An 18,705-nucleotide genomic window follows, 5' to 3' on the forward strand; every position below is an offset into this window, starting at 1 on the left:
AGCTAGATAGCTTTAAAAGCGGATCGGGCTCGTTCAGCCTTGACAGGAAAATAGGAAAAATTGACTGAGGTGCTTTTTGCCTCATTCCATTTTTATCTTTTTCCCGAAAGGCTAGCCCGTGAAGCTAGATAGTTTAAAAGCTGAGCAGGCTCATTCAGCCTCGACAGGAAAGTAGGAAACTATAACTAAGGTGCTTTTTGCCTCATTTATAGTTTATCTTTTTTCCGAAGAGCTAGCTTGTGCAGCTAGATAATTTAAAAGCTGAGCAGATTGTTTTCAATGTTTCTATTATACACAAATATAGAAAATTTAGAATGATAGACGGTTTAGAGGGTGGTGAAATTGAATGGAAATTTACTAGACAAAATATAATGGTTATAAAGAAAATTAAAAAAAATCAAGCATTTAAAGTGGAGTAGTATCTCGTTCTGCATTGCCGTTTTGCAATTTGATTTAGAAAAACAACTAAACATAAACCCACCAAAAATCTCAACTAGTTGATTTTTGATGGGTTTAAATTTAACGATTTACATCACTATCAATGCGCTAACATCTCCTGTGCTATCTCAAATCCAGTCATACCAACAGGATAATAAGTCGGCCAATTATCCATTTCTTCCAATAACTTTTGTTGGCTTTCATTACCAAAATAAATATGGAAATGTGCTGCTTTTGACGGTGCGATTCCATGATCTGAAAATTGAACATATTTATAAGGCGTGTCTTCTGTGGCTTCAAATAAATAGCGAACCCCACGATTTCCTGCTTTATACGTTAAGATTTCTTTGCCTGCGTATTTGTATTTCGATGAATACTTCTTATCCCCTACTATAAACGTCATAGCATCCTTGCTAATATCAATTCGATCCACGTCTGTTTGATACCCTTTTTGATAATAGGCTTTGTATTCTTCTGCCGTCATTTTTTTCGTTAGTTTTTCTTTATAATCAAATACTTGATCAAACGTGCCGTCTTCTAAATAAGGAAACACCGATTGCCACTCACCTACATAATCAGAAAGGGCACGATCTTTAACGTTCTTGTCATCAAAATAACCATTTGAGACCGTCTTGTTTACGGCAGTTTCAGTTAGTTCTTTTTTAGGGGTAACGTCTGTTGATTTTACCAATGCTTCCAAATTCTCTTTCATCACGCTAATATATGTTTTTCCAGCTTTCATATCTTCATTGGTAAGGCCTTCTAACGGATTTAATACAAGTAATTCAACACCTGTCTCGTTTGCTAAGGTTTTCGCTACTCGGTCATTTGCGTTTTCTTCAAAATAGATATAGTTGATTCCTGTTTCTTCAACTAATTTTTTCAGTTCTGCAATCCGAGAAGGCTGTGGTTCTTGATCAGGAGAAATTCCTGCAATTGGTATTTGTTTTAAATTATAATCCAAAGCTAGGTATGAAAAAGCTGTATGTTGGGTGATAAAATTCTTTTGTTTGGCATTCGCTAATTTTGTTTCATATAGCTCATTAAGCTCCGTTAATTGTTCGATATAATCAGCTGCATTTTTAGTAAATGTCGCTTTTTGTTCTGGAAAAAGTTTAATCAAACCATCTCTGATCGTTTCAACTTCTTTGATCGCTCGAAAAGGACTCAACCATAAATGAGGATCATACGCATGGGAATGTCCATCGTGATTTTCTTCTGCTGAATGATCGTGATCTTCACTACCAGGTAAAAGAACCATACCTTCACTTGCTTTGATACTCTTCACATTTTTTAATGATTTCTCCATCTTAGGAACCCACGTTTCCATGTATTCACTATTGTAAACAAAGGCATCTGCGTCTTGTAGTTTAGCGATTTCTTTTGCAGAAGGTTCATAATCATGGGCTTCCGTTCCGGCAGGCACCATTAAACTAACTTCTCCAATGTCTCCAACAATATTTCTTGTAAATTCATACATTGGATAAAAAGAGGTAACAATCATTAGCTGTTTGTTATTTTTATTCTCTTTTATTTCCGTTTTCGGTTTGGTACAAGCTGTTAAAATAACTCCTAGTAACAATAGTCCTGTGATAATTAGTTTTAACTTTTTTTTCATTTCTGATCTCCTCAATCATTTTATTTATGATGCACCGCACCTTACAAATAATTACTAGTGCGAAAAACGCATTTGTTAAAGAATTTAATTGTTCATTTGACCGCTCCTTTCCGATTCGCGTTCTACAAAACGTAATGATTACGTTTTAACCACATGAGAATATAACAATATTTTTTATCGTTGTCAAGATACAAATAAAAGACCAAGAAAAAAACAATTACGCTTTTTTCTTGGTCTTTATCTACTTTTTTAATATTATTCCATATAAACACTATTTGTAGGCACTACCTGTGCTCCAAAGGGCATCAACGCAAGCTTAGCTAGTTTAAATGACTGCATCCCAAATGGAATTCCAATGATTGTCACGCATAAAATAATGCCACTGACACAATGACCTACCGCTAACCAAAAGCCACTAAAAACCAGCCAAAGAATATTCACTAAAAATGAGGTAGTACTTGTGCTGTACACAACTTTTTTACCGAAGGGCCAAAAACTTAGACCTGCCAGTTTAAAACACTGTAATCCGATTGGAATCCCCACAATCGTAATACACCAAAGAATTCCTGCTAAAAGCCAAGTCAATCCTCCAAAAAATCCACCAAAGATAAACCAAATAATATTTCCTAGACAACCCATCTTAACTCCTCCTATTTCTACTTTAATTAGATAAAAATAGATTATACTACAAAAATAGAAAACAAACTCCTACTAAAAGCATAAATTTACCAAACTATATAAAATCACTTGTGAACAATCAATAACTTAGTTACTATCGTAAGTATGAATCATTCTTTTACTAAGAAGGAGAGGATTTTATGAGTACAGCAATTGTAGTTTATCAAAGTACACCCATGCTTGGAAAAAATAAATTTCCCAATGGTAATATTCTAGGGATGTTTAAACAAAATAAACTAGTAACAACGTTAAATAGAGCCCTCGAAAAGGAGGGTAGTCACTGGTTAGCTGTTTTAGACAACTCTATAGCTGATATCGACGTTATTGCTCAAAAAGCTGATGCCATTATTTGTGTACCTGGATTGCAAAAGCAGTTTGATATCAAGAATTATCCTAAAGAAAAAGTGTTTTATTTTGATTCTTTACGTTATCATGAGTTAAATCTAGATAAAGTTCTCAAATTTCTAGAGTCGATTGAACAATAATATGAAAGGATTGATTGGTATGCATTTATTAGACTATTTGAATGTTAAAACAACTGAACTAACTAAAGAAAAAGTAGTTTTAACAATGAAAATAGAAGATTTCCATAAACAGCCTTATGGAATTTTACATGGAGGAATGAATGGTATTTTGATTGAAACAGCCTGTAGTTTAGGTGCGAATGAACAGCTAGATGAGAATTCTTATGCAGTCGGTATCGATCTTCAAATCAATCACTTAAAAGGTGTTTCTGATGGTACATTAACAGTAATTGCAACTGCTGATCGAATCGGACAAGCAGTTCAAGTTTGGGAAGGAAAAATTTTTAACACCTCAGATGAGCTGACAGCAGTTGGTCGCTGTACATTGATGAGTCGCAAAATGGATACATAAATAGAGGTTCGGCAAAACGTAAAAATAGTTTTGTCAAACCTCTTTATTTGTTTCTAATTCGTTGAATGCTTATTATGAAGGATTCAAAAATAAATAAATAAATAGACACTTTTTAAACGATCATTTAACTTTTCGCTAAATGATCTCCCCTGTGATAACTTTTAGCTTCATTAGCAAAGAAGACATCACTTCTAATTCCCTTTGATCCACTTCTGAATATTTTTGATTCATAATTTTTTCTCTTTCTTTTTTTACAAGTAAATACATCAAGTTCAACTCTTCTGAGGTTAAATTTGATAGATAAACATGATTCGGCTCAGAGTAAGCAAATGCTTCTATTTCAAATGTTTCCGGATTCCGCTTTAGGCTCGTTCTGATCTGAAAACCATTTGAGAAGGTGATCATCTCAACATAAAGATACTCTGAAAAAGTAATCGGTCTACGTTCATAAATTGTTGTTTTTCCTCCAAATATTTCTAATATATTTTCAAGAAAGTTAGATAATGCCGTTCCAATATTTAATTGCTTTGAAAAAGTTTTAGATAATAATAATTTTTCTTGTGTCATATTTTTTACCTCTCACTTCTTATTACCCTTATTATAATCATACTTTTTTTCAAAACAAAGCAAAACGATATTATGTTTTTTTTGAATATAAAAAAGATGCAAAAAAAGAACACCTCAGCTTTCCACTGAAATGTTCTTTTTTGTTTATTCTTCTGTTGTCTCTATGTCTGATGTCTCAGTTTCAACAACTGTCGTTTCTACACTCTCAACTTCTTCAACGATTTCATCTGGCTCTGGCTCTACAACTGCCATCGTCACAACTTTTGCGTCATCTTCCATTCTCATCAAACGAACACCTAATGTGGCACGCCCTGTTTGAGAAACTGAATCGACATTGAAACGAATAATGACACCTTTATTGGTGATTACTAGAATATCTTCATCACCACGAACAGTCGTAAGCCCCGCTAGCGGCCCATTTTTCGCTGTAATGTTGGCTGTCTTGATTCCTTTACCGCCACGGCCCTTCACAGGGTACTCAGAGGCTTTTGTACGCTTGCCGTAACCATTTTCCGTCAACACTAGAACTTCCGTGTCAGCGTCGAGTAGAGAGGCTCCTACGACGTAATCATCTTCTCTTAGACGAATACCACGCACACCAGATGCTGTACGTCCCATATCACGGACTGCTGTTTCAGCAAATGTCACAGAATAACCATTATGGGTTCCGATGATCATGTTTTGTTCGCCATTCGTTAAAACAACATTGACTAGCTCATCATCTTCTTTTAGACCGATTGCGATCAAACCATTGCTTCTAATGTTAGAGAATGCTTTGACTGCTGTACGTTTAACAGTCCCTTTACGAGTCGTGAAGAATAGATAATGTCCTTCTTCTGCTTGTCCTTCAACAGCGATGATTGCTTGGATCTTCTCACTAGAGTCGATACCTAACATATTGATTACAGGAATTCCTTTAGCTGTTCTGCCATATTCAGGAATTTCATATCCTTTAGCACGATAGACTTTACCGTTATTCGTGAAGAATAATAACGTATCATGGGTTGAACAAGAAACAAGATTTTTCACGAAATCATCATCATGAACACCCATTCCCTGAACACCACGACCACCACGGCGTTGTGCTCTAAATTCACTATTTGCCATTCGTTTGATGTAGCCATTGTTCGTCAAAGTAATCACGACTTCGGCTTCTTCGATCAAGTCTTCATCTTCTAAACTTAGAACTTCACCGACTAATAGTTCTGTACGGCGAGCGTCACCGTATTTATCATGAATCTCACCTAACTCTGTTTTGATGATTTCAACTACACGTTCTGGTCGAGCTAAAATATCATTCAAATCAGCAATGAATTTCAATAATTCTTGATACTCATTTTCGATCTTATCACGTTCTAAACCTGTTAAACGGCGTAAACGCATATCTAAAATCGCTTGTGCTTGACGATCTGAAAATTCAAAACGTTCAATCAAAGAAGCTTTTGCTTCATCATCTGCTTTTGAGTTTCGAATAATTGCGATGATCTCATCAATGTGATCTAACGCAATTCGTAACCCTTCTAAGATATGAGCACGCGCTTCAGCTTTTTTCTTATCAAATTCTGTACGACGTGTAATAACTTCTTTTTGATGCTCTATATAATTTTCAAGAATTTCTTTCAAGCTCAAAATCTTAGGAATCCCTTTTTCGATTGCCAACATATTAAAACCAAAAGAGGTTTGCAATGCCGTCATTTTATAAAGGTTATTCAAGATAACAGAGGCACTGACATCACGACGAACATCAATGACGATCCGCATACCTTCACGAGAAGATTCATCACGTAAATCAGTGATTCCTTCGATTCTTTTTTCACGATGTAATTCTGAAATCCGTTCAATCAAGCGAGCTTTGTTGACCATATACGGCAATTCAGATACTAAGATACGCTCTTTACCGTTTGGCATATCAACGATCTCAACTTTAGCACGAATTGTAATCGATCCTCGACCTGTTTCATAGGCGCGACGGATACCTGATTTACCCATAACTAAACCACCTGTTGGGAAATCTGGTCCAGGTAATACTTCCATCAATTCATTGGTTGTTGCATCGGGATTTTCCATCAATAAACTTGCAGCTTCGATTACTTCCGCTAAATTATGAGGTGGAATATTGGTTGCCATCCCAACAGCGATCCCTGTCGTTCCATTCACTAACAGGTTAGGGAAACGTGCTGGCAGTACATCTGGTTCTTGTTCTGAATCATCATAGTTTCCATGAAAATCGACTGTATTTTTATTGATATCACGTAACATTTCCAACGCAATCTTACTCATTCTAGCTTCGGTATAACGCATGGCAGCAGCGCCATCACCATCGACAGAACCGAAGTTCCCGTGTCCATCAACTAACATACTACGGTAGCTAAACGGTTGAGCCATTCGTACCATTGCTTCATAAATGGATGAATCTCCGTGTGGATGGTACTTACCCATAACGTCCCCAACGATACGAGCTGATTTTTTATGTGGTTTGTCTGGTGTTACACCTAACTCATTCATCCCATATAAAATACGGCGATGAACTGGTTTTAACCCATCACGAACATCCGGCAACGCACGCGCCACAATAACGCTCATTGCATAATCAATGAAGGATTCTTTCATTTCACTGGTCAGATTGACGTCTTGAATGTTCTCTTTGATTTCTTCACTCATGAATTTATCTCCTTCTTCATTAAATATCTAGATTCTTCACGTAATGGGCATTTTCTTCAATAAATGCTCGGCGTGGTTCAACACGGTCTCCCATCAACATTTCAAAGATTTGATCGGCTTCGATTGCATCATCAACGCTGACACGTGACATCAAACGTTTTTCAGGGTCCATTGTTGTTTCCCATAATTGATGGTCATCCATCTCTCCAAGACCTTTATAACGTTGAACGCTTGGTTTTGGACTGGCTGGTAGGCTCTCTAAAACTTGAGCTAGTTCTTCCTCAGCATTTTTTCCTGGTTGAACGTAGGTGATATTTTTTCCTTGTTTGACCCCATATAAAGGTGGCTGAGCGATATATACATATCCCGCTTCAACAACCGGACGCATGAAGCGATAGAACAGTGTCAACAACAGTGTACGGATATGTGCACCATCGACATCGGCATCGGTCATGATTACTAATTTGTGATAACGTGCTTTAGATACATCAAAATCAGCACCAAAGCCTGTACCCATCGCTGTAAATAGTGAACGGATTTCTTCATTCGCTAAAATTTTATCCATGCTGGCTTTTTCAACATTCAAGATTTTCCCACGAATTGGTAAAATCGCTTGGAATTCACGGCTACGTCCTTGTTTTGCTGAACCGCCGGCTGAATCTCCTTCGACGATGAAGATTTCGCATTTTTCAGGATCTTTACTTGAACAATCGGCTAATTTACCAGGTAAATTACTGATCTCAAGTGCTCCTTTACGACGCGTTACTTCACGTGCTCGTTTAGCAGCCATACGGGCTTTAGAAGCAAGTAGGCCTTTTTCAACGATTTGTTTCCCAACAGTTGGGTTTTCCATCAAGAATTTATTGAAATACTCAGAGAATAAACGGTCTGTAACAGTCCGAACTTCTGAATTTCCTAATTTTGTTTTCGTTTGTCCTTCAAATTGTGGTTCTGGATGTTTGATAGAAATAACCGCTGTTAATCCTTCACGAACATCTTCCCCTGTTAGGTTTTCGTCATTTTCTTTCATGATCTTTTGTTTACGGGCGTAATCATTGATTACACGTGTTAATGACGTTTTGAAACCTGATTCATGGGTTCCGCCTTCATACGTATGAATGTTGTTGGCGAAACTTAGTAAGTTAGTATGGTAGCCATCTGTGTATTGCATAGAGACTTCAACGATGATATCTTGCTGTTCCCCTTCAATGAAAACTGGTTCTGGGAACAAAACATCTTTATTTGCATTCAAATGCTCTACGTAACTCTTGATTCCACCTTCGTAATGATACTCTTTCAAGACTGGTTTTTCTTCACGTTTATCTTCAATAGAAATTTTTAGCCCTTTATTCAAGAACGCTAACTCTCTAACACGTGTTGCTAATTTATCAAAGATAAAGACAGTTGTCTCTGTAAAAATTTCTGGATCTGGAACAAAATGGACAGTCGTTCCATGACGATCTGTGTCACCGATCACTTTCAAATCATCTTTTACAGCACCTTGGTGGAATTCTTGATAATAAATTTTACCTTCTTTGTAGACTTTTACGTCTAATGTTGTTGATAAGGCATTAACAACAGAGGAACCAACCCCATGAAGTCCACCGGAAACTTTATATCCGCCGCCGCCAAATTTTCCTCCTGCATGTAGAACGGTAAAGACTGTTTCTACCGCTGGTCTGCCTGTTTTGGCTTGAATACCGACAGGAATCCCACGTCCATCATCGACAACGGTAATACTGTTATCTTCCTCAATTACTACTTGGATACTTGATGCAAAGCCTGCCAAAGCCTCATCGATCGAATTATCAACGATCTCCCAAACTAAGTGATGCAAACCTTCCGAACTCGTTGATCCTATGTACATACCAGGACGTTTACGAACCGCTTCAAGACCTTCTAATACCTGAATCTGACTGGCATCATATTCTTGTGCACGTTCTTTCATATTTTTTTCTTCTTCTGTCATATAGATGCTTCCCTCTCTATCTCTCCCTGATGAACATAAAAAATATCTGGTTCAACAGTTAATTTATTGTTTAAATGATCCAAACTTGTCGTTGTTAAAAAAGTCTGAACCTTTCCTTCAATCGTTTCTAGCAGGTGCAATTGTCGTTCATTATCTAACTCACTCATGACATCATCCAATAACAACACAGGATATTCCCCTGTTTCTGAATACATTAAATCAATTTCCGCAAGCTTTACGCTAAGAGCCGTGGTTCTTTGTTGACCTTGTGAACCATATGTCTGGACGTTTTGTCCATTTACATTAAAAATCAGATCATCTCGATGAGGACCTAAAAAAGTATTTGCCTTAAACAATTCGCGTTTCCGATTGTCAAGAAGGCTCTGCAGCAGTTGCTTTTGGATCTCTTCTAGTGAAATATTTTCTTTGTCTAACGGGATACTTGAAAAATAGTCGATCGCTAATTCTTCTTTTTCATGGCTGATTTTTTTGTGCAGTAAATTCGCCCAATGCTCTAATTTTTTGATAAATTCTAGGCGAGCAAACAAAACCTTACCACCAAATTCCGCCAATTGTTCTGTCAAAATATCTAAATAAACAAGATCTGACTGTTTTTTTTCAGCTAACTGCTTTAAATATTGATTACGTTGTTTTAAGACAGACTGATATTGAACCAAATCATATAGATAAATCGGATTGACCTGACCTAATTCCATGTCGATAAACTTACGACGTAATTGTGGTGAGCCTTTAACTAACGATAAATCTTCTGGCGCAAATAAAATGACATTTAGTTGACCGATATATGAACTCAAACGCTTCTGTTCAATATGATTGACTTTTGTCTTGCGGCCTTTGTTAGAAATAATGATCTCAAGCGGCACCGTTCCTGTCTTTTTTTCAATAACTCCTCTGATTCTTGCTGAATCGGAATCCCAATGAACCAATTCTTTCTCGTTACTGGTTCTGTGACTGCGAGTCATTGCTAAAACATAAATACTTTCCAAGAGGTTTGTCTTGCCTTGTGCGTTTTCCCCTAGAAAAATATTTAACGTTTTAGGAAAATCTAAGGTCAGCCCATCATAATTACGATAATGCTGCACCTCGATTTCATTCAGTCTCATCGACTGCCTCGCCTTTTTTGACCATAAAAAAAGTACCTTCTTCAGGTATCTCGAGCATCATACCAGCATATAATTTTCTACCGCGGCGATTCTCTAACTCTCCATCTACGAAAACACTATTTTCGGCTAGGTACCATTTGGCAGCACCGCCACTGCTGATAACATCGGCTTCTTTTAAGACTTGACCTAGTGTCATGTAATCAGTTTCTAAAACAATCGTCTTTTTCAAAATGCATCCCTCTTTTTTGTCTTCACTTTTACTCTTATATTATACTCTTTTTTACGTCAAAAAACAAATTTATCCGTCTAATTTTCTTTCTAAGCAATTTTGAATGCAATCGATAAAAAATATTCTATCGATTAAAAAAGGCTTAAAATGCATTTTAAGGAGAAATTTGTAAGTTTTGTCTCTTAAAATTTTTTTCAGTGTTTCTCATTTAAGGTTTTTTTTGAAAAATAATTGACTTATACAGTCTAACGATATACAATCTAATTGTACAGTCACACTGTATACAATAATTTTATAAAAGGTGTACACTAAATGGCTATAAATAAGATTTTACCTCTAACAGAAACAACTTTTTATATTATGATGTCACTCATTGAACCTTCTCATGGATATGCCATCATGCAAAAAGTAGAAGAAATAAGCAATGGTCGAGTACGCATTGCAGCTGGCACAATGTATGGCGCAACAGAAAATTTATTAAAACAAAAGCTAATTTGTGAGGTTCCTGGAGAAGATAAACGTCGGCGCGTATACAAATTAACAACTGCTGGCAAAAAAGTTTTAAAGCTTGAAGTCGAACGGTTAAAAGAATTAGTAATACTTGCTAACAATTTATTATAGGAGGAACAAATGAAAAAGTTAAAATTATTCATTGATATAAAAAAAGAAGAACAGTATTTAAAGGAAATGGCTGAACAAGGTTGGGCTCTGGTAAAATGTAACGTTTGGGGTATCTATACATTTGAAAAGATAGCGCCAAAAACGCTGAATTACAGAATTGACTATCAGACATTCAAAAAGAAAGCTGATTATATTGCGTATCTGACTTTATTTGAAGATAGTGGTTGGCAGCATATCAGTGGTACAAAGAGTAGTGGTTTTCAATTTTTTGTACCGTTAAACAGTAACAATCAAGATTTAGATATATTTTCAGATACCTCATCAAGTAATGAACGGTATAAACGTTTATATGATCAAGCTATTCTATGGGCGACATTGATGATTCTTTATTTCTTTCTGTTGCAGCCTTCATTTGAAAATATCTCTTCATGGTATTTGACTTCAAGTATTTGGGCATATACTGGTTTTCAATTGTTTGGAATGATCCTTGTGCAAACATTCTTTTTGAGCCTTCAGATAATGCCTATGATGTTTTTTATGTTTGGTGCTGTCTACTTTACAATTATGGGAACCAAAGCAAAAAAACTTATAAAGAAATATGAGACTGGATAATATCCCTATCTTGATCTTAGCTACGATAAACATAAAAATGTGTGAGTGAAAAACTGAAATTTAGTTTTTCACTCACACGTTTTTTTAAATTTTTTAATTTGTACGAACTGGCGTAATCAATTGAATAAAGTCTAAATCAGTTTCTGTTGGTTCTAAGGTAAATGGACGAATCGCAGAAATAAATTTAACTGTAATGCTCATATCTCCAAATGCACGTAAGGCATCTTTCATATAATCTGGGTTGAAAGAAATTTCCAATGGATCACCTGTTACTTTTTCGTAATTTAATGGTTCTTCCACTTTACCAATTTCTGGAGAATTTCCATAAAGAACAACCGAATCAGAAGTAATAGCTAAACGAACAATATTATTACGACCTTCATGTGACAATAAAGATGCACGATCGATGGCTGATAAAAGTTCGGGAACATAAAAATCAATTTCAGTATTAAAGCTTGTTGGAATCAAACGATTTGTATCAGGATAATTTCCTTCTAACAAACGAGAATAGAAATACATATTTTGTGTTTTGAATAATACTTGATTTTCCATGATACTGATTTCGACCATTTCTTCTTCATTTGTAAATGAACGAGAAAGTTCAGTCAGACTTTTTCCTGGAATTACAATATTGAAATTTTCAGCTGCTTGTTCAATTGGGATGATTCGTTGACTCAAACGATGTGAATCTGTTGCTACAGCTAATAATTTTTGATTTTCTAAAATAAAGTGAACACCCGTCAAAATTGGACGACTTTCATGAAGAGAAACTGCGAAACCTGTTTCATTGATAATTTTTGTCAACAGGTGCACTGGTAATTGAATTTGGTTTTTAGCATCGATTACAGGAAGATGTGGATAATTATCTGCATCTAATCCGTTAACTGTAAAATCAGCTTTTCCGGATGTGATTGCTACTTGGTTGTTGTCTAACACTTCTAAAGTAAACATATCTTCTGGTAATTTACGGATGATTTCTCCAAAAAAACGTGCTTGTAAAACAATACTCCCTGTTGATTCGATTGTCATTTGAGCTTTTTCGTCTTCTTTACTTAGGAAACTTTCAATAGAGATATCTGCGTTACTACCTGTTAGGGATAATCCTTCGTCAGTTAAAACGATTTTTACACCTGTTAAAATTGGAATAGTAGTTTTAGAAGAAATCGCTCTTTGAACGGTTTGTAATTCTTGTAAGAATGTATTTCTTTTTACGGTTAATTTCATAATGATTGAACTCCTTTTTAATTGATTTTAAAAGCATAAATTTTGCTAAGACAGTTTTGTATTTATATATAAATAAATAATAAAAGTAGTAGGTCCTGTTAATTCTGTGGAAAAGTCAGGAAATGAAATAAAACAGAAGTTTTCCACCTGTGCATAACTTGTGGAAAACTTTTTGCTTTTTCACTTTTTTATCCACAGGCTATGAATTAAGCAAGTTTTTGATTTCCCCAACTTCTTTTTGAATTGTCGGATCTTTTTCCATTAATTGTTGGATCTTTTCGTGAGCATGGATCACCGTAGTATGATCTTTTCCGCCAAACTCGGCACCGATTTTTGGTAGAGAATTTTCGGTCATCTCCCTAGAAAGGTACATCGAGATCTGTCTAGGAACAACAATTGATTTCACACGTTTTTTGCCTTTTAAATCTTTTAATTGGATATGGTAATACTTTGCCACTTCTTCTTGGATTTGTAAAATCGATAGATGATTTTGACTGCCGACAGATTTTAAAGATTTTAATGCATCAGCAGCTAGACTTGTTGTAATATCCTCACCATTAATCGTAGCAAATGCTTGAACTCGGACTAGAGCGCCTTCTAATTCACGAATATTTGAATCGATCTGGCCGGCAATGTAACTAAGCGTATCATCAGGAATTTCCAAGCGTTCTGCATCGGCTTTTTTACGTAAAATGGCAATTCGAGTCTCTAAATCAGGCGGCGTGATATCTACAGATAAGCCCCAAGCAAAACGAGAAACTAACCGTTCAGGTAGTTTTGGAATATCGTTAGGTGGTCGATCACTTGTCAGTACGATTTGTTTGTTTTCGTTATACAAATCGTTAAAGGTGTGGAAAAATTCTTCCAATGTTGCTTCTTTTTCGGCTAAAAATTGAATATCATCGACAAGTAGAAGATCAACATTTCGGTATTCTTTTCTAAATTGTTCTGAATTCTTGGTTTGGATTGAATTGATAAACTCATTTGTAAATGTTTCGCTACTGACGTACTTTACTTTAGCATCTGGTTGGTTTTGCAGCATTTGATGACCGATAGCATGCATTAAATGTGTTTTTCCTAAACCAACACCGCCATAAAAGAATAACGGATTATAGATAGAACCAGGATCTTCTGCTACAACTAAGGCTGCAGCGTGAGCCATTTGGTTCCCTTTTCCGATAACGAATGTGTCAAAAGAATACTTTGGATTCAACAAAGCTTTTTTCCCATGTTCAGCAATTTTTTCTTGCGTAACAGGGGCTTTTTTCTCTTCTGTGACAGGCATCGTTTCTTTTTCACCAGTAATAACAAAATGAGGCATCACTTCAGCACCAGTCAATTTAAAGCCGGTTTCAACGATTTTTGCGGCTAAATTCTTTTCCCAATAGTCTTTATGAACAGCAGAAGGAACTTCTAACCATAATTGGTTATTCTCCAACTTTAGCGGTTGCGTTGTTTTTATCCAAGCGTCAAAACTTGGCGCAGATAAAACAGATTGGTAAGTATCTTCCAGATCTTTCCAGAAACTTTCCATATCGGGCATATGGTGACCTCCTTAATTTAAAAGCGGAACAAACCATTTAGCTCTGATAGAAAAATTGGAAATTATGACTAAGGTATTTTTTCCTTATTCATAGTTTATCTTTTTTCCGAAGAGCTGGCTTGTGCAGCTAGGGTAATATACAGTAACAACGTTCCGCGTTGCCTCACCTTATACTTCTTAACATCAAATAATGAATAGAGGCAACTAGACATCTCAGACCAATCAATATCTTCTCATGATTTGGCATGTTTCAAAGTAAAAGTGCATAGGGCTCGTCCAGTTCTGATAAGAAAAAAGAGAGTGGCATTTTTTGCCAGAATCAGTTTGTATTCTTTTTCCAAATTTAACAAGAAGCTGACCCATAGAACGGAACAAATTTTCTATATAAAAAAGCAGAACAAATATAAATAGATAAGCAAATAGAATTTTAGCATTTTTTCGGAACTTTTTCCACAGGCAAATTGTGAATTGTGGAAAAAAAATTCACAGAGGGTTATAAACTTATCCACAACACGAAAACAAACAGTGGATTTCTTATTGTTATTTTATTTATCCACAACAGATTCTGCAAAACAAAACCAAGTAATCCAAGCTTTTTAGGAAGTTATACACAATAAAAAAATAAGATGTGCATAACTTTTTAACACCCTGTTTTTTTGTGTATAAACACTGAGAAAAGTAAAAATGAAATGGAGGCAGCAAAAAAACTATCCACAAGTTATCCCTAAAATTTTCCATTTTGTGGATAACTTATTTGATTAGGAGGAAAAATATTTCCTGAAAATTTATTGACAAACTGACCCAATACTAGTTATACTATCAAAGTATGTCTATGTATTGATGGATAGTTACAATTTCAGGAGGTGGAACAAGAGATGAAAAGAACGTATCAACCAAACAAACGCAAACGTCAAAAAGTTCACGGTTTCCGTAAACGCATGAGCACAAAAAATGGTCGCAACGTATTAGCGAGCAGACGTCGTAAAGGCAGAAAAGTTATTTCAGCATAATCTATGTTGACTTTAAATAACGAATCAAGTTTAAACTAAGAACCCTTTATTATCTTCACAATGTATGTGTGGAAATAATAAAGGGTTCTTTTGTTGTTCATCACTAGTGAATCACCAAACGCCTAACTCTGAAAAAATAGTGCAGTAATATTGAAATGTAACACTATTAATCAGATGAAGGTAACAGCAACATTCTAAATAAAACCCATTTCATTTCAACCTCACCAATTTCTAAAAACTAAAATTTTAAAAATTAACCCCGCTACCTCAAAAAATCTTTCAATCCCGTAAAATAAAGTGAAAAAAAACCAAAAAAATGATAAGATATGAAATTAGAGTCATTATCGCCAAAATCTCTAGATATTTTCCTTTAATTTTGCAAAAAAATGACTAAAATATGCTATCATTGTAGAGTGAGTAAAAAAGAAAGATAGAAAGAAACAAAGGGATGCAGATGAAGAAATCCTATAGAGTAAAAAAAGAAAAAGAATTTCAAGCAGTATTTCAACATAAACAGTCCTGTGCTAACCGAAGATTTGTCGTCTACGTATTAGAAAAGCCAGAACAAAAGCATTTTCGAGTAGGAATTTCTGTAGGGAAAAAAGTTGGGAATGCGGTTGTTAGAAATGCTGTAAAACGTAAAGTTCGTACGTCGATCTACCAGTTAAAAGAATCAATCGATCCAACTTGTGATTTTATTATCATCGCAAGACCTGGCGTCGAAAAGTTGACTTCTGAAGAAATTCATAGCAACGTGACGCATGTTTTAAAACTTGCAAAAATTTTGAAATAAGAGAGGAACAGTTTTGTGAAGAAGTATAAACGCCTATTATTGATGGCAGGTTTAGTGACACTTGTTTTGGTGTTGTCTGCCTGTGGAACAGCCCCGATCAACGAGAGTAGTACAGGAATTTGGGACCGCTATATTGTCTATTATTTCGCTGAAGCAATTAAATTTTTATCCATTTCAGCAAATACTGGTATCGGGATCATCCTATTTACATTAGTAATCAGAATCATTTTATTACCATTAATGCATTTCCAAACGAAAAGCATGCGTAAGACTCAAGAATTACAACCAAAATTAAAAGCGCTACAAAAACAATATTCATCAAAAGATCCAGAAACACAACGTTTATTCCGTGAAGAGCAGCAAAAATTATATGCCGAAAATAACGTAAACCCCTATGCTGGATGTTTACCATTGTTGATTCAAATGCCGATCATGATGGCGCTGTATCAATCAATTTCACGTGTACCAGAATTGAAGCAGGGAAGTTTTATGTGGCTGAACTTAGGCCAACCCGATCCATATCTGATTTTACCTATTTTAGCGGCTGTCTTTACATTTGCCAGCAGCTACTTGACTAGCATGAGCCAAATAGAATCAAATGCTTCACTTAAAATCATGAACTTCGTAATGCCGGTTATGATTTTTGTAATGGGTATGAGCTTAGCCAGCGGATTATCACTTTACTGGGTGGTTTCTAATGCTTTCCAAGTTGGTCAAACATTATTGATCAATAACCCATTCAAAATCCGTAAAGAGCGTGCAGAAGCTGAACGACAAGTGAAAGAACGCGAACGAGCATTGAAGAAAGCAATGAATCCTAAGAAAAAAAATAAGAAAAAATAAAAGGAGGTTTTCCAGATGCCGGTATATGAGGGAAACACAATTGAAGAAGCAACAACTAAGGGCTTACACGCACTGAATTTGTCAAAAGAAGAAGTAGAGATCAAGGTGATCGCAGACGCTAAGAAAGGTTTCTTGGGTTTGGGTAAAAAACTTGCTCAAGTTTCGATTGAACCTACTGTCAGTGAGCAAATCACAGAAGCAGTTGCACAGACAGTTGAAGATATCATTGTGACAGATGAGGAAGTAAAAGTAGAAACAGCTGTTGAAGAATTATTAGCTGCCAAAACCTCAGATTCCTCTCAACCAAAAATCTTGGAAAACCTAGAAGATGAAGAAGCCATCACTGAATTAGCGATGTATTTAACAACAATTTCAAAAGAATTGAATGCACCAGCATTAGTCCGCTTAGAACGTAAAGATGGTTTGTTAGTTTTCCATTTAGATACAGATAAACAGGGAATCTTGATCGGAAAACACGGAAAAGTCTTAAATGCACTGCAATATTTAGCCCAAGTTTTTGTTCATCGTGTTGCAGAAAACAAGTTGTCTGTTGTGGTAAATGTGGGTGATTATCGTGAAAAACGTCAAGCAATCTTGCAACGTTTAGCAGAAAGAACGGCAGAAAAAGTCAAACAAACTGGTCGACCTGTTTTTCTAGAACCAATGCCTGCATTTGAACGAAAACAAATTCACTTTACCTTGAGCAAAGATGATCATATCAAAACACATTCAGAAGGCGATGAACCGTATCGTTATTTGGTTGTTGAACCTGCGAAAAAATATTATTAAACAATAGATAATGCTCCTTTAAAAAGTAATTTTTTTAAAGGAGCATTTATTGTTTGTTTAGATAGTTCTTCAAAAAAATACATTGACAAACACAGTTAAACAAAGTATATTTTAAACGAAATCATTCTTATCAACGTACAAAATACGATGATAAAGTAGTTGGAGCAGTCGTGCTTCTTCCAGCCTGGTTCTTTTAGAATCAGGTTTTTTATTCTGCTAAAAAACAGAAAGAAAAAAGTGACCGAGACATAACTCTGTGAGTCATATCCCAGTCACATGGAATCCAGATAAACAGTGGGCCAAAAGCAACTACTACGCTTTACTCACATCAAGTTCAAAGTGTTAAAGCGCTGAGTTTTGAAGGCTTCGGAAATAAGCTGAAATTGTTGTGAAACACAGTGAGATATGAACTGATATCGGAGAATACCTCTTTAGTTCTTAGAGTTAAACTGTTCTGTCCCAATCTCTCTTTGAAGTACATTTAGCCAATATTTGTCTGTGTAAACTGAACGACCGTTCCATAAGCAAATATCTCAACGACCCATTTTCCTTGATATTCCACATATTTTTCTTCAAAATGACAATTGATTACAGCATCTGCTTCATATTCAAACGCAATCACTTTCAACTGACGGTAAACACCGCTGAAAACATCATTTGGATTGACATCTGGTGAAAATAAATCTGTCTCGATTCGATCTGTCGCAAAAACAATATCTCGAACGATATACTTTTTATTAACATTTCCTGTAGATAATGTGATTCCACTTAAACGATTTTCTAATTCTTGTTCATCGAATTCTTCTTTTTTTATTCGTTTCATTATAGGAACCTCCTTGCCTTATATAAGTTTATTTTAAAGATAAACCAGAAGAAATGCAAAGTTAACGAACGATTTTAGTAAATAAACAATCTTGCGAAAAATATAAAAATATGCTATTCTATGTCAAGAAATTAATAGGAATTGATGCAGTGAAAGTGCTAGATCCAACCTGAAAAAATAGGGGTGGAGTGGGCGCTTTTTTTGTAGCCAAAAATTGATTTATACATAGTTAAAAAAGTTAGGTGTTGCTTAACGTAGTAAGTATTACGCGAAAAACAGCTCAATTC

19 protein-coding genes are annotated in these 18,705 nt (G+C 35.5%); 9 read left to right on the forward strand and 10 right to left on the reverse strand.

What is annotated here, in order from left to right:
• Nucleotides 1-239 precede the first annotated feature (239 nt).
• Nucleotides 240-419 carry a hypothetical protein gene (locus tag I583_RS14275; RefSeq protein ID WP_034683609.1) on the forward strand — a complete coding sequence of 60 codons (180 nt, stop codon included), beginning with the start codon at nt 240-242 and terminating at the stop codon, nt 417-419.
• Nucleotides 420-538: 119 nt separating this feature from the next.
• On the opposite strand, the gene I583_RS14280 is transcribed toward I583_RS14275, so the two are convergent.
• Both I583_RS14280 and I583_RS14285 read right to left on the reverse strand, forming a co-directional pair.
• Complete coding sequence (locus I583_RS14280; RefSeq protein ID WP_010762127.1) at nt 539-2,056, reverse strand: zinc ABC transporter substrate-binding protein AdcA; 1,518 nt, start codon at nt 2,054-2,056, stop codon at nt 539-541.
• Between the two features lie 255 nt (nt 2,057-2,311).
• A complete protein-coding gene (locus I583_RS14285; protein ID WP_010762128.1) occupies nt 2,312-2,695 on the reverse strand; it encodes a YccF domain-containing protein in 384 nt (127 codons plus the stop codon).
• Nucleotides 2,696-2,874: 179 nt separating this feature from the next.
• On the opposite strand from I583_RS14285, the gene I583_RS14290 reads away from it, so the two are divergent.
• Both I583_RS14290 and I583_RS14295 read left to right on the forward strand, forming a co-directional pair.
• Nucleotides 2,875-3,219 (forward strand): hypothetical protein, encoded by a 345-nt coding sequence (locus I583_RS14290; protein WP_010762129.1) that lies wholly within the window; start codon nt 2,875-2,877, stop codon nt 3,217-3,219.
• Between the two features lie 19 nt (nt 3,220-3,238).
• A complete protein-coding gene (locus I583_RS14295; RefSeq protein ID WP_010762130.1) occupies nt 3,239-3,610 on the forward strand; it encodes a PaaI family thioesterase in 372 nt (123 codons plus the stop codon).
• Nucleotides 3,611-3,745: 135 nt separating this feature from the next.
• Here the strand turns inward: I583_RS14295 and I583_RS14300 are convergent, their stop codons facing one another.
• From I583_RS14300 to yaaA, 5 genes are all read right to left on the reverse strand, one after another.
• Nucleotides 3,746-4,177, reverse strand: coding sequence for a hypothetical protein (locus I583_RS14300; protein WP_010762131.1), 432 nt, complete (start codon nt 4,175-4,177; stop codon nt 3,746-3,748).
• A gap of 144 nt (nt 4,178-4,321) precedes the next feature.
• Nucleotides 4,322-6,838 carry a DNA gyrase subunit A gene (gene gyrA / locus I583_RS14305; protein ID WP_010762132.1) on the reverse strand — a complete coding sequence of 839 codons (2,517 nt, stop codon included), beginning with the start codon at nt 6,836-6,838 and terminating at the stop codon, nt 4,322-4,324.
• A gap of 19 nt (nt 6,839-6,857) precedes the next feature.
• Entirely contained in the window at nt 6,858-8,807 is a 1,950-nt protein-coding gene (gyrB, locus tag I583_RS14310) for a DNA topoisomerase (ATP-hydrolyzing) subunit B (RefSeq protein WP_010762133.1), read from the reverse strand.
• Nucleotides 8,804-9,931 (reverse strand): DNA replication/repair protein RecF, encoded by a 1,128-nt coding sequence (recF, locus tag I583_RS14315; protein WP_010762134.1) that lies wholly within the window; start codon nt 9,929-9,931, stop codon nt 8,804-8,806. Before recF ends, gyrB begins: the two co-directional genes overlap by 4 nt.
• On the reverse strand, nt 9,918-10,160 hold the full coding sequence (gene yaaA / locus I583_RS14320) for a S4 domain-containing protein YaaA (protein ID WP_010762135.1): 243 nt from the start codon (nt 10,158-10,160) through the stop codon (nt 9,918-9,920). Before yaaA ends, recF begins: the two co-directional genes overlap by 14 nt.
• A gap of 312 nt (nt 10,161-10,472) precedes the next feature.
• Between yaaA and I583_RS14325 the strand changes: the two genes are divergently transcribed.
• Both I583_RS14325 and I583_RS14330 read left to right on the forward strand, forming a co-directional pair.
• Nucleotides 10,473-10,781 (forward strand): PadR family transcriptional regulator, encoded by a 309-nt coding sequence (locus I583_RS14325; RefSeq protein WP_010762136.1) that lies wholly within the window; start codon nt 10,473-10,475, stop codon nt 10,779-10,781.
• A gap of 9 nt (nt 10,782-10,790) precedes the next feature.
• Entirely contained in the window at nt 10,791-11,393 is a 603-nt protein-coding gene (locus I583_RS14330) for a DUF2812 domain-containing protein (protein ID WP_010762137.1), read from the forward strand.
• Between the two features lie 93 nt (nt 11,394-11,486).
• Here I583_RS14330 and dnaN read toward each other — a convergent pair whose 3' ends face one another.
• Nucleotides 11,487-12,617 carry a DNA polymerase III subunit beta gene (gene dnaN, locus I583_RS14335; RefSeq protein WP_010762138.1) on the reverse strand — a complete coding sequence of 377 codons (1,131 nt, stop codon included), beginning with the start codon at nt 12,615-12,617 and terminating at the stop codon, nt 11,487-11,489.
• 199 nt (nt 12,618-12,816) lie between these two features.
• Complete coding sequence (gene dnaA, locus I583_RS14340) at nt 12,817-14,160, reverse strand: chromosomal replication initiator protein DnaA (RefSeq protein WP_010762139.1); 1,344 nt, start codon at nt 14,158-14,160, stop codon at nt 12,817-12,819.
• Nucleotides 14,161-15,035: 875 nt separating this feature from the next.
• Between dnaA and rpmH the strand changes: the two genes are divergently transcribed.
• From rpmH to jag, 4 genes are all read left to right on the forward strand, one after another.
• Complete coding sequence (rpmH, locus tag I583_RS14345; RefSeq protein WP_010762140.1) at nt 15,036-15,170, forward strand: 50S ribosomal protein L34; 135 nt, start codon at nt 15,036-15,038, stop codon at nt 15,168-15,170.
• Nucleotides 15,171-15,624: 454 nt separating this feature from the next.
• Nucleotides 15,625-15,963, forward strand: a complete 339-nt coding sequence (gene rnpA / locus I583_RS14350; RefSeq protein ID WP_010762141.1) for a ribonuclease P protein component — start codon at nt 15,625-15,627, stop codon at nt 15,961-15,963.
• A 15-nt stretch (nt 15,964-15,978) separates the two neighbouring features.
• On the forward strand, nt 15,979-16,806 hold the full coding sequence (locus tag I583_RS14355) for a YidC/Oxa1 family membrane protein insertase (protein WP_010762142.1): 828 nt from the start codon (nt 15,979-15,981) through the stop codon (nt 16,804-16,806).
• 15 nt (nt 16,807-16,821) lie between these two features.
• Nucleotides 16,822-17,595: an RNA-binding cell elongation regulator Jag/EloR gene (gene jag, locus I583_RS14360; RefSeq protein WP_010762143.1), complete on the forward strand. Its 774-nt coding sequence runs from the start codon at nt 16,822-16,824 to the stop codon at nt 17,593-17,595.
• 481 nt (nt 17,596-18,076) lie between these two features.
• On the opposite strand, the gene I583_RS14365 is transcribed toward jag, so the two are convergent.
• Entirely contained in the window at nt 18,077-18,418 is a 342-nt protein-coding gene (locus tag I583_RS14365) for a hypothetical protein (RefSeq protein WP_010762144.1), read from the reverse strand.
• Nucleotides 18,419-18,705: the final 287 nt, after the last annotated feature.

Origin of the sequence: Enterococcus haemoperoxidus ATCC BAA-382, assembly GCF_000407165.1 — a bacterium.
GTDB lineage: Bacteria > Bacillota > Bacilli > Lactobacillales > Enterococcaceae > Enterococcus_L > Enterococcus_L haemoperoxidus.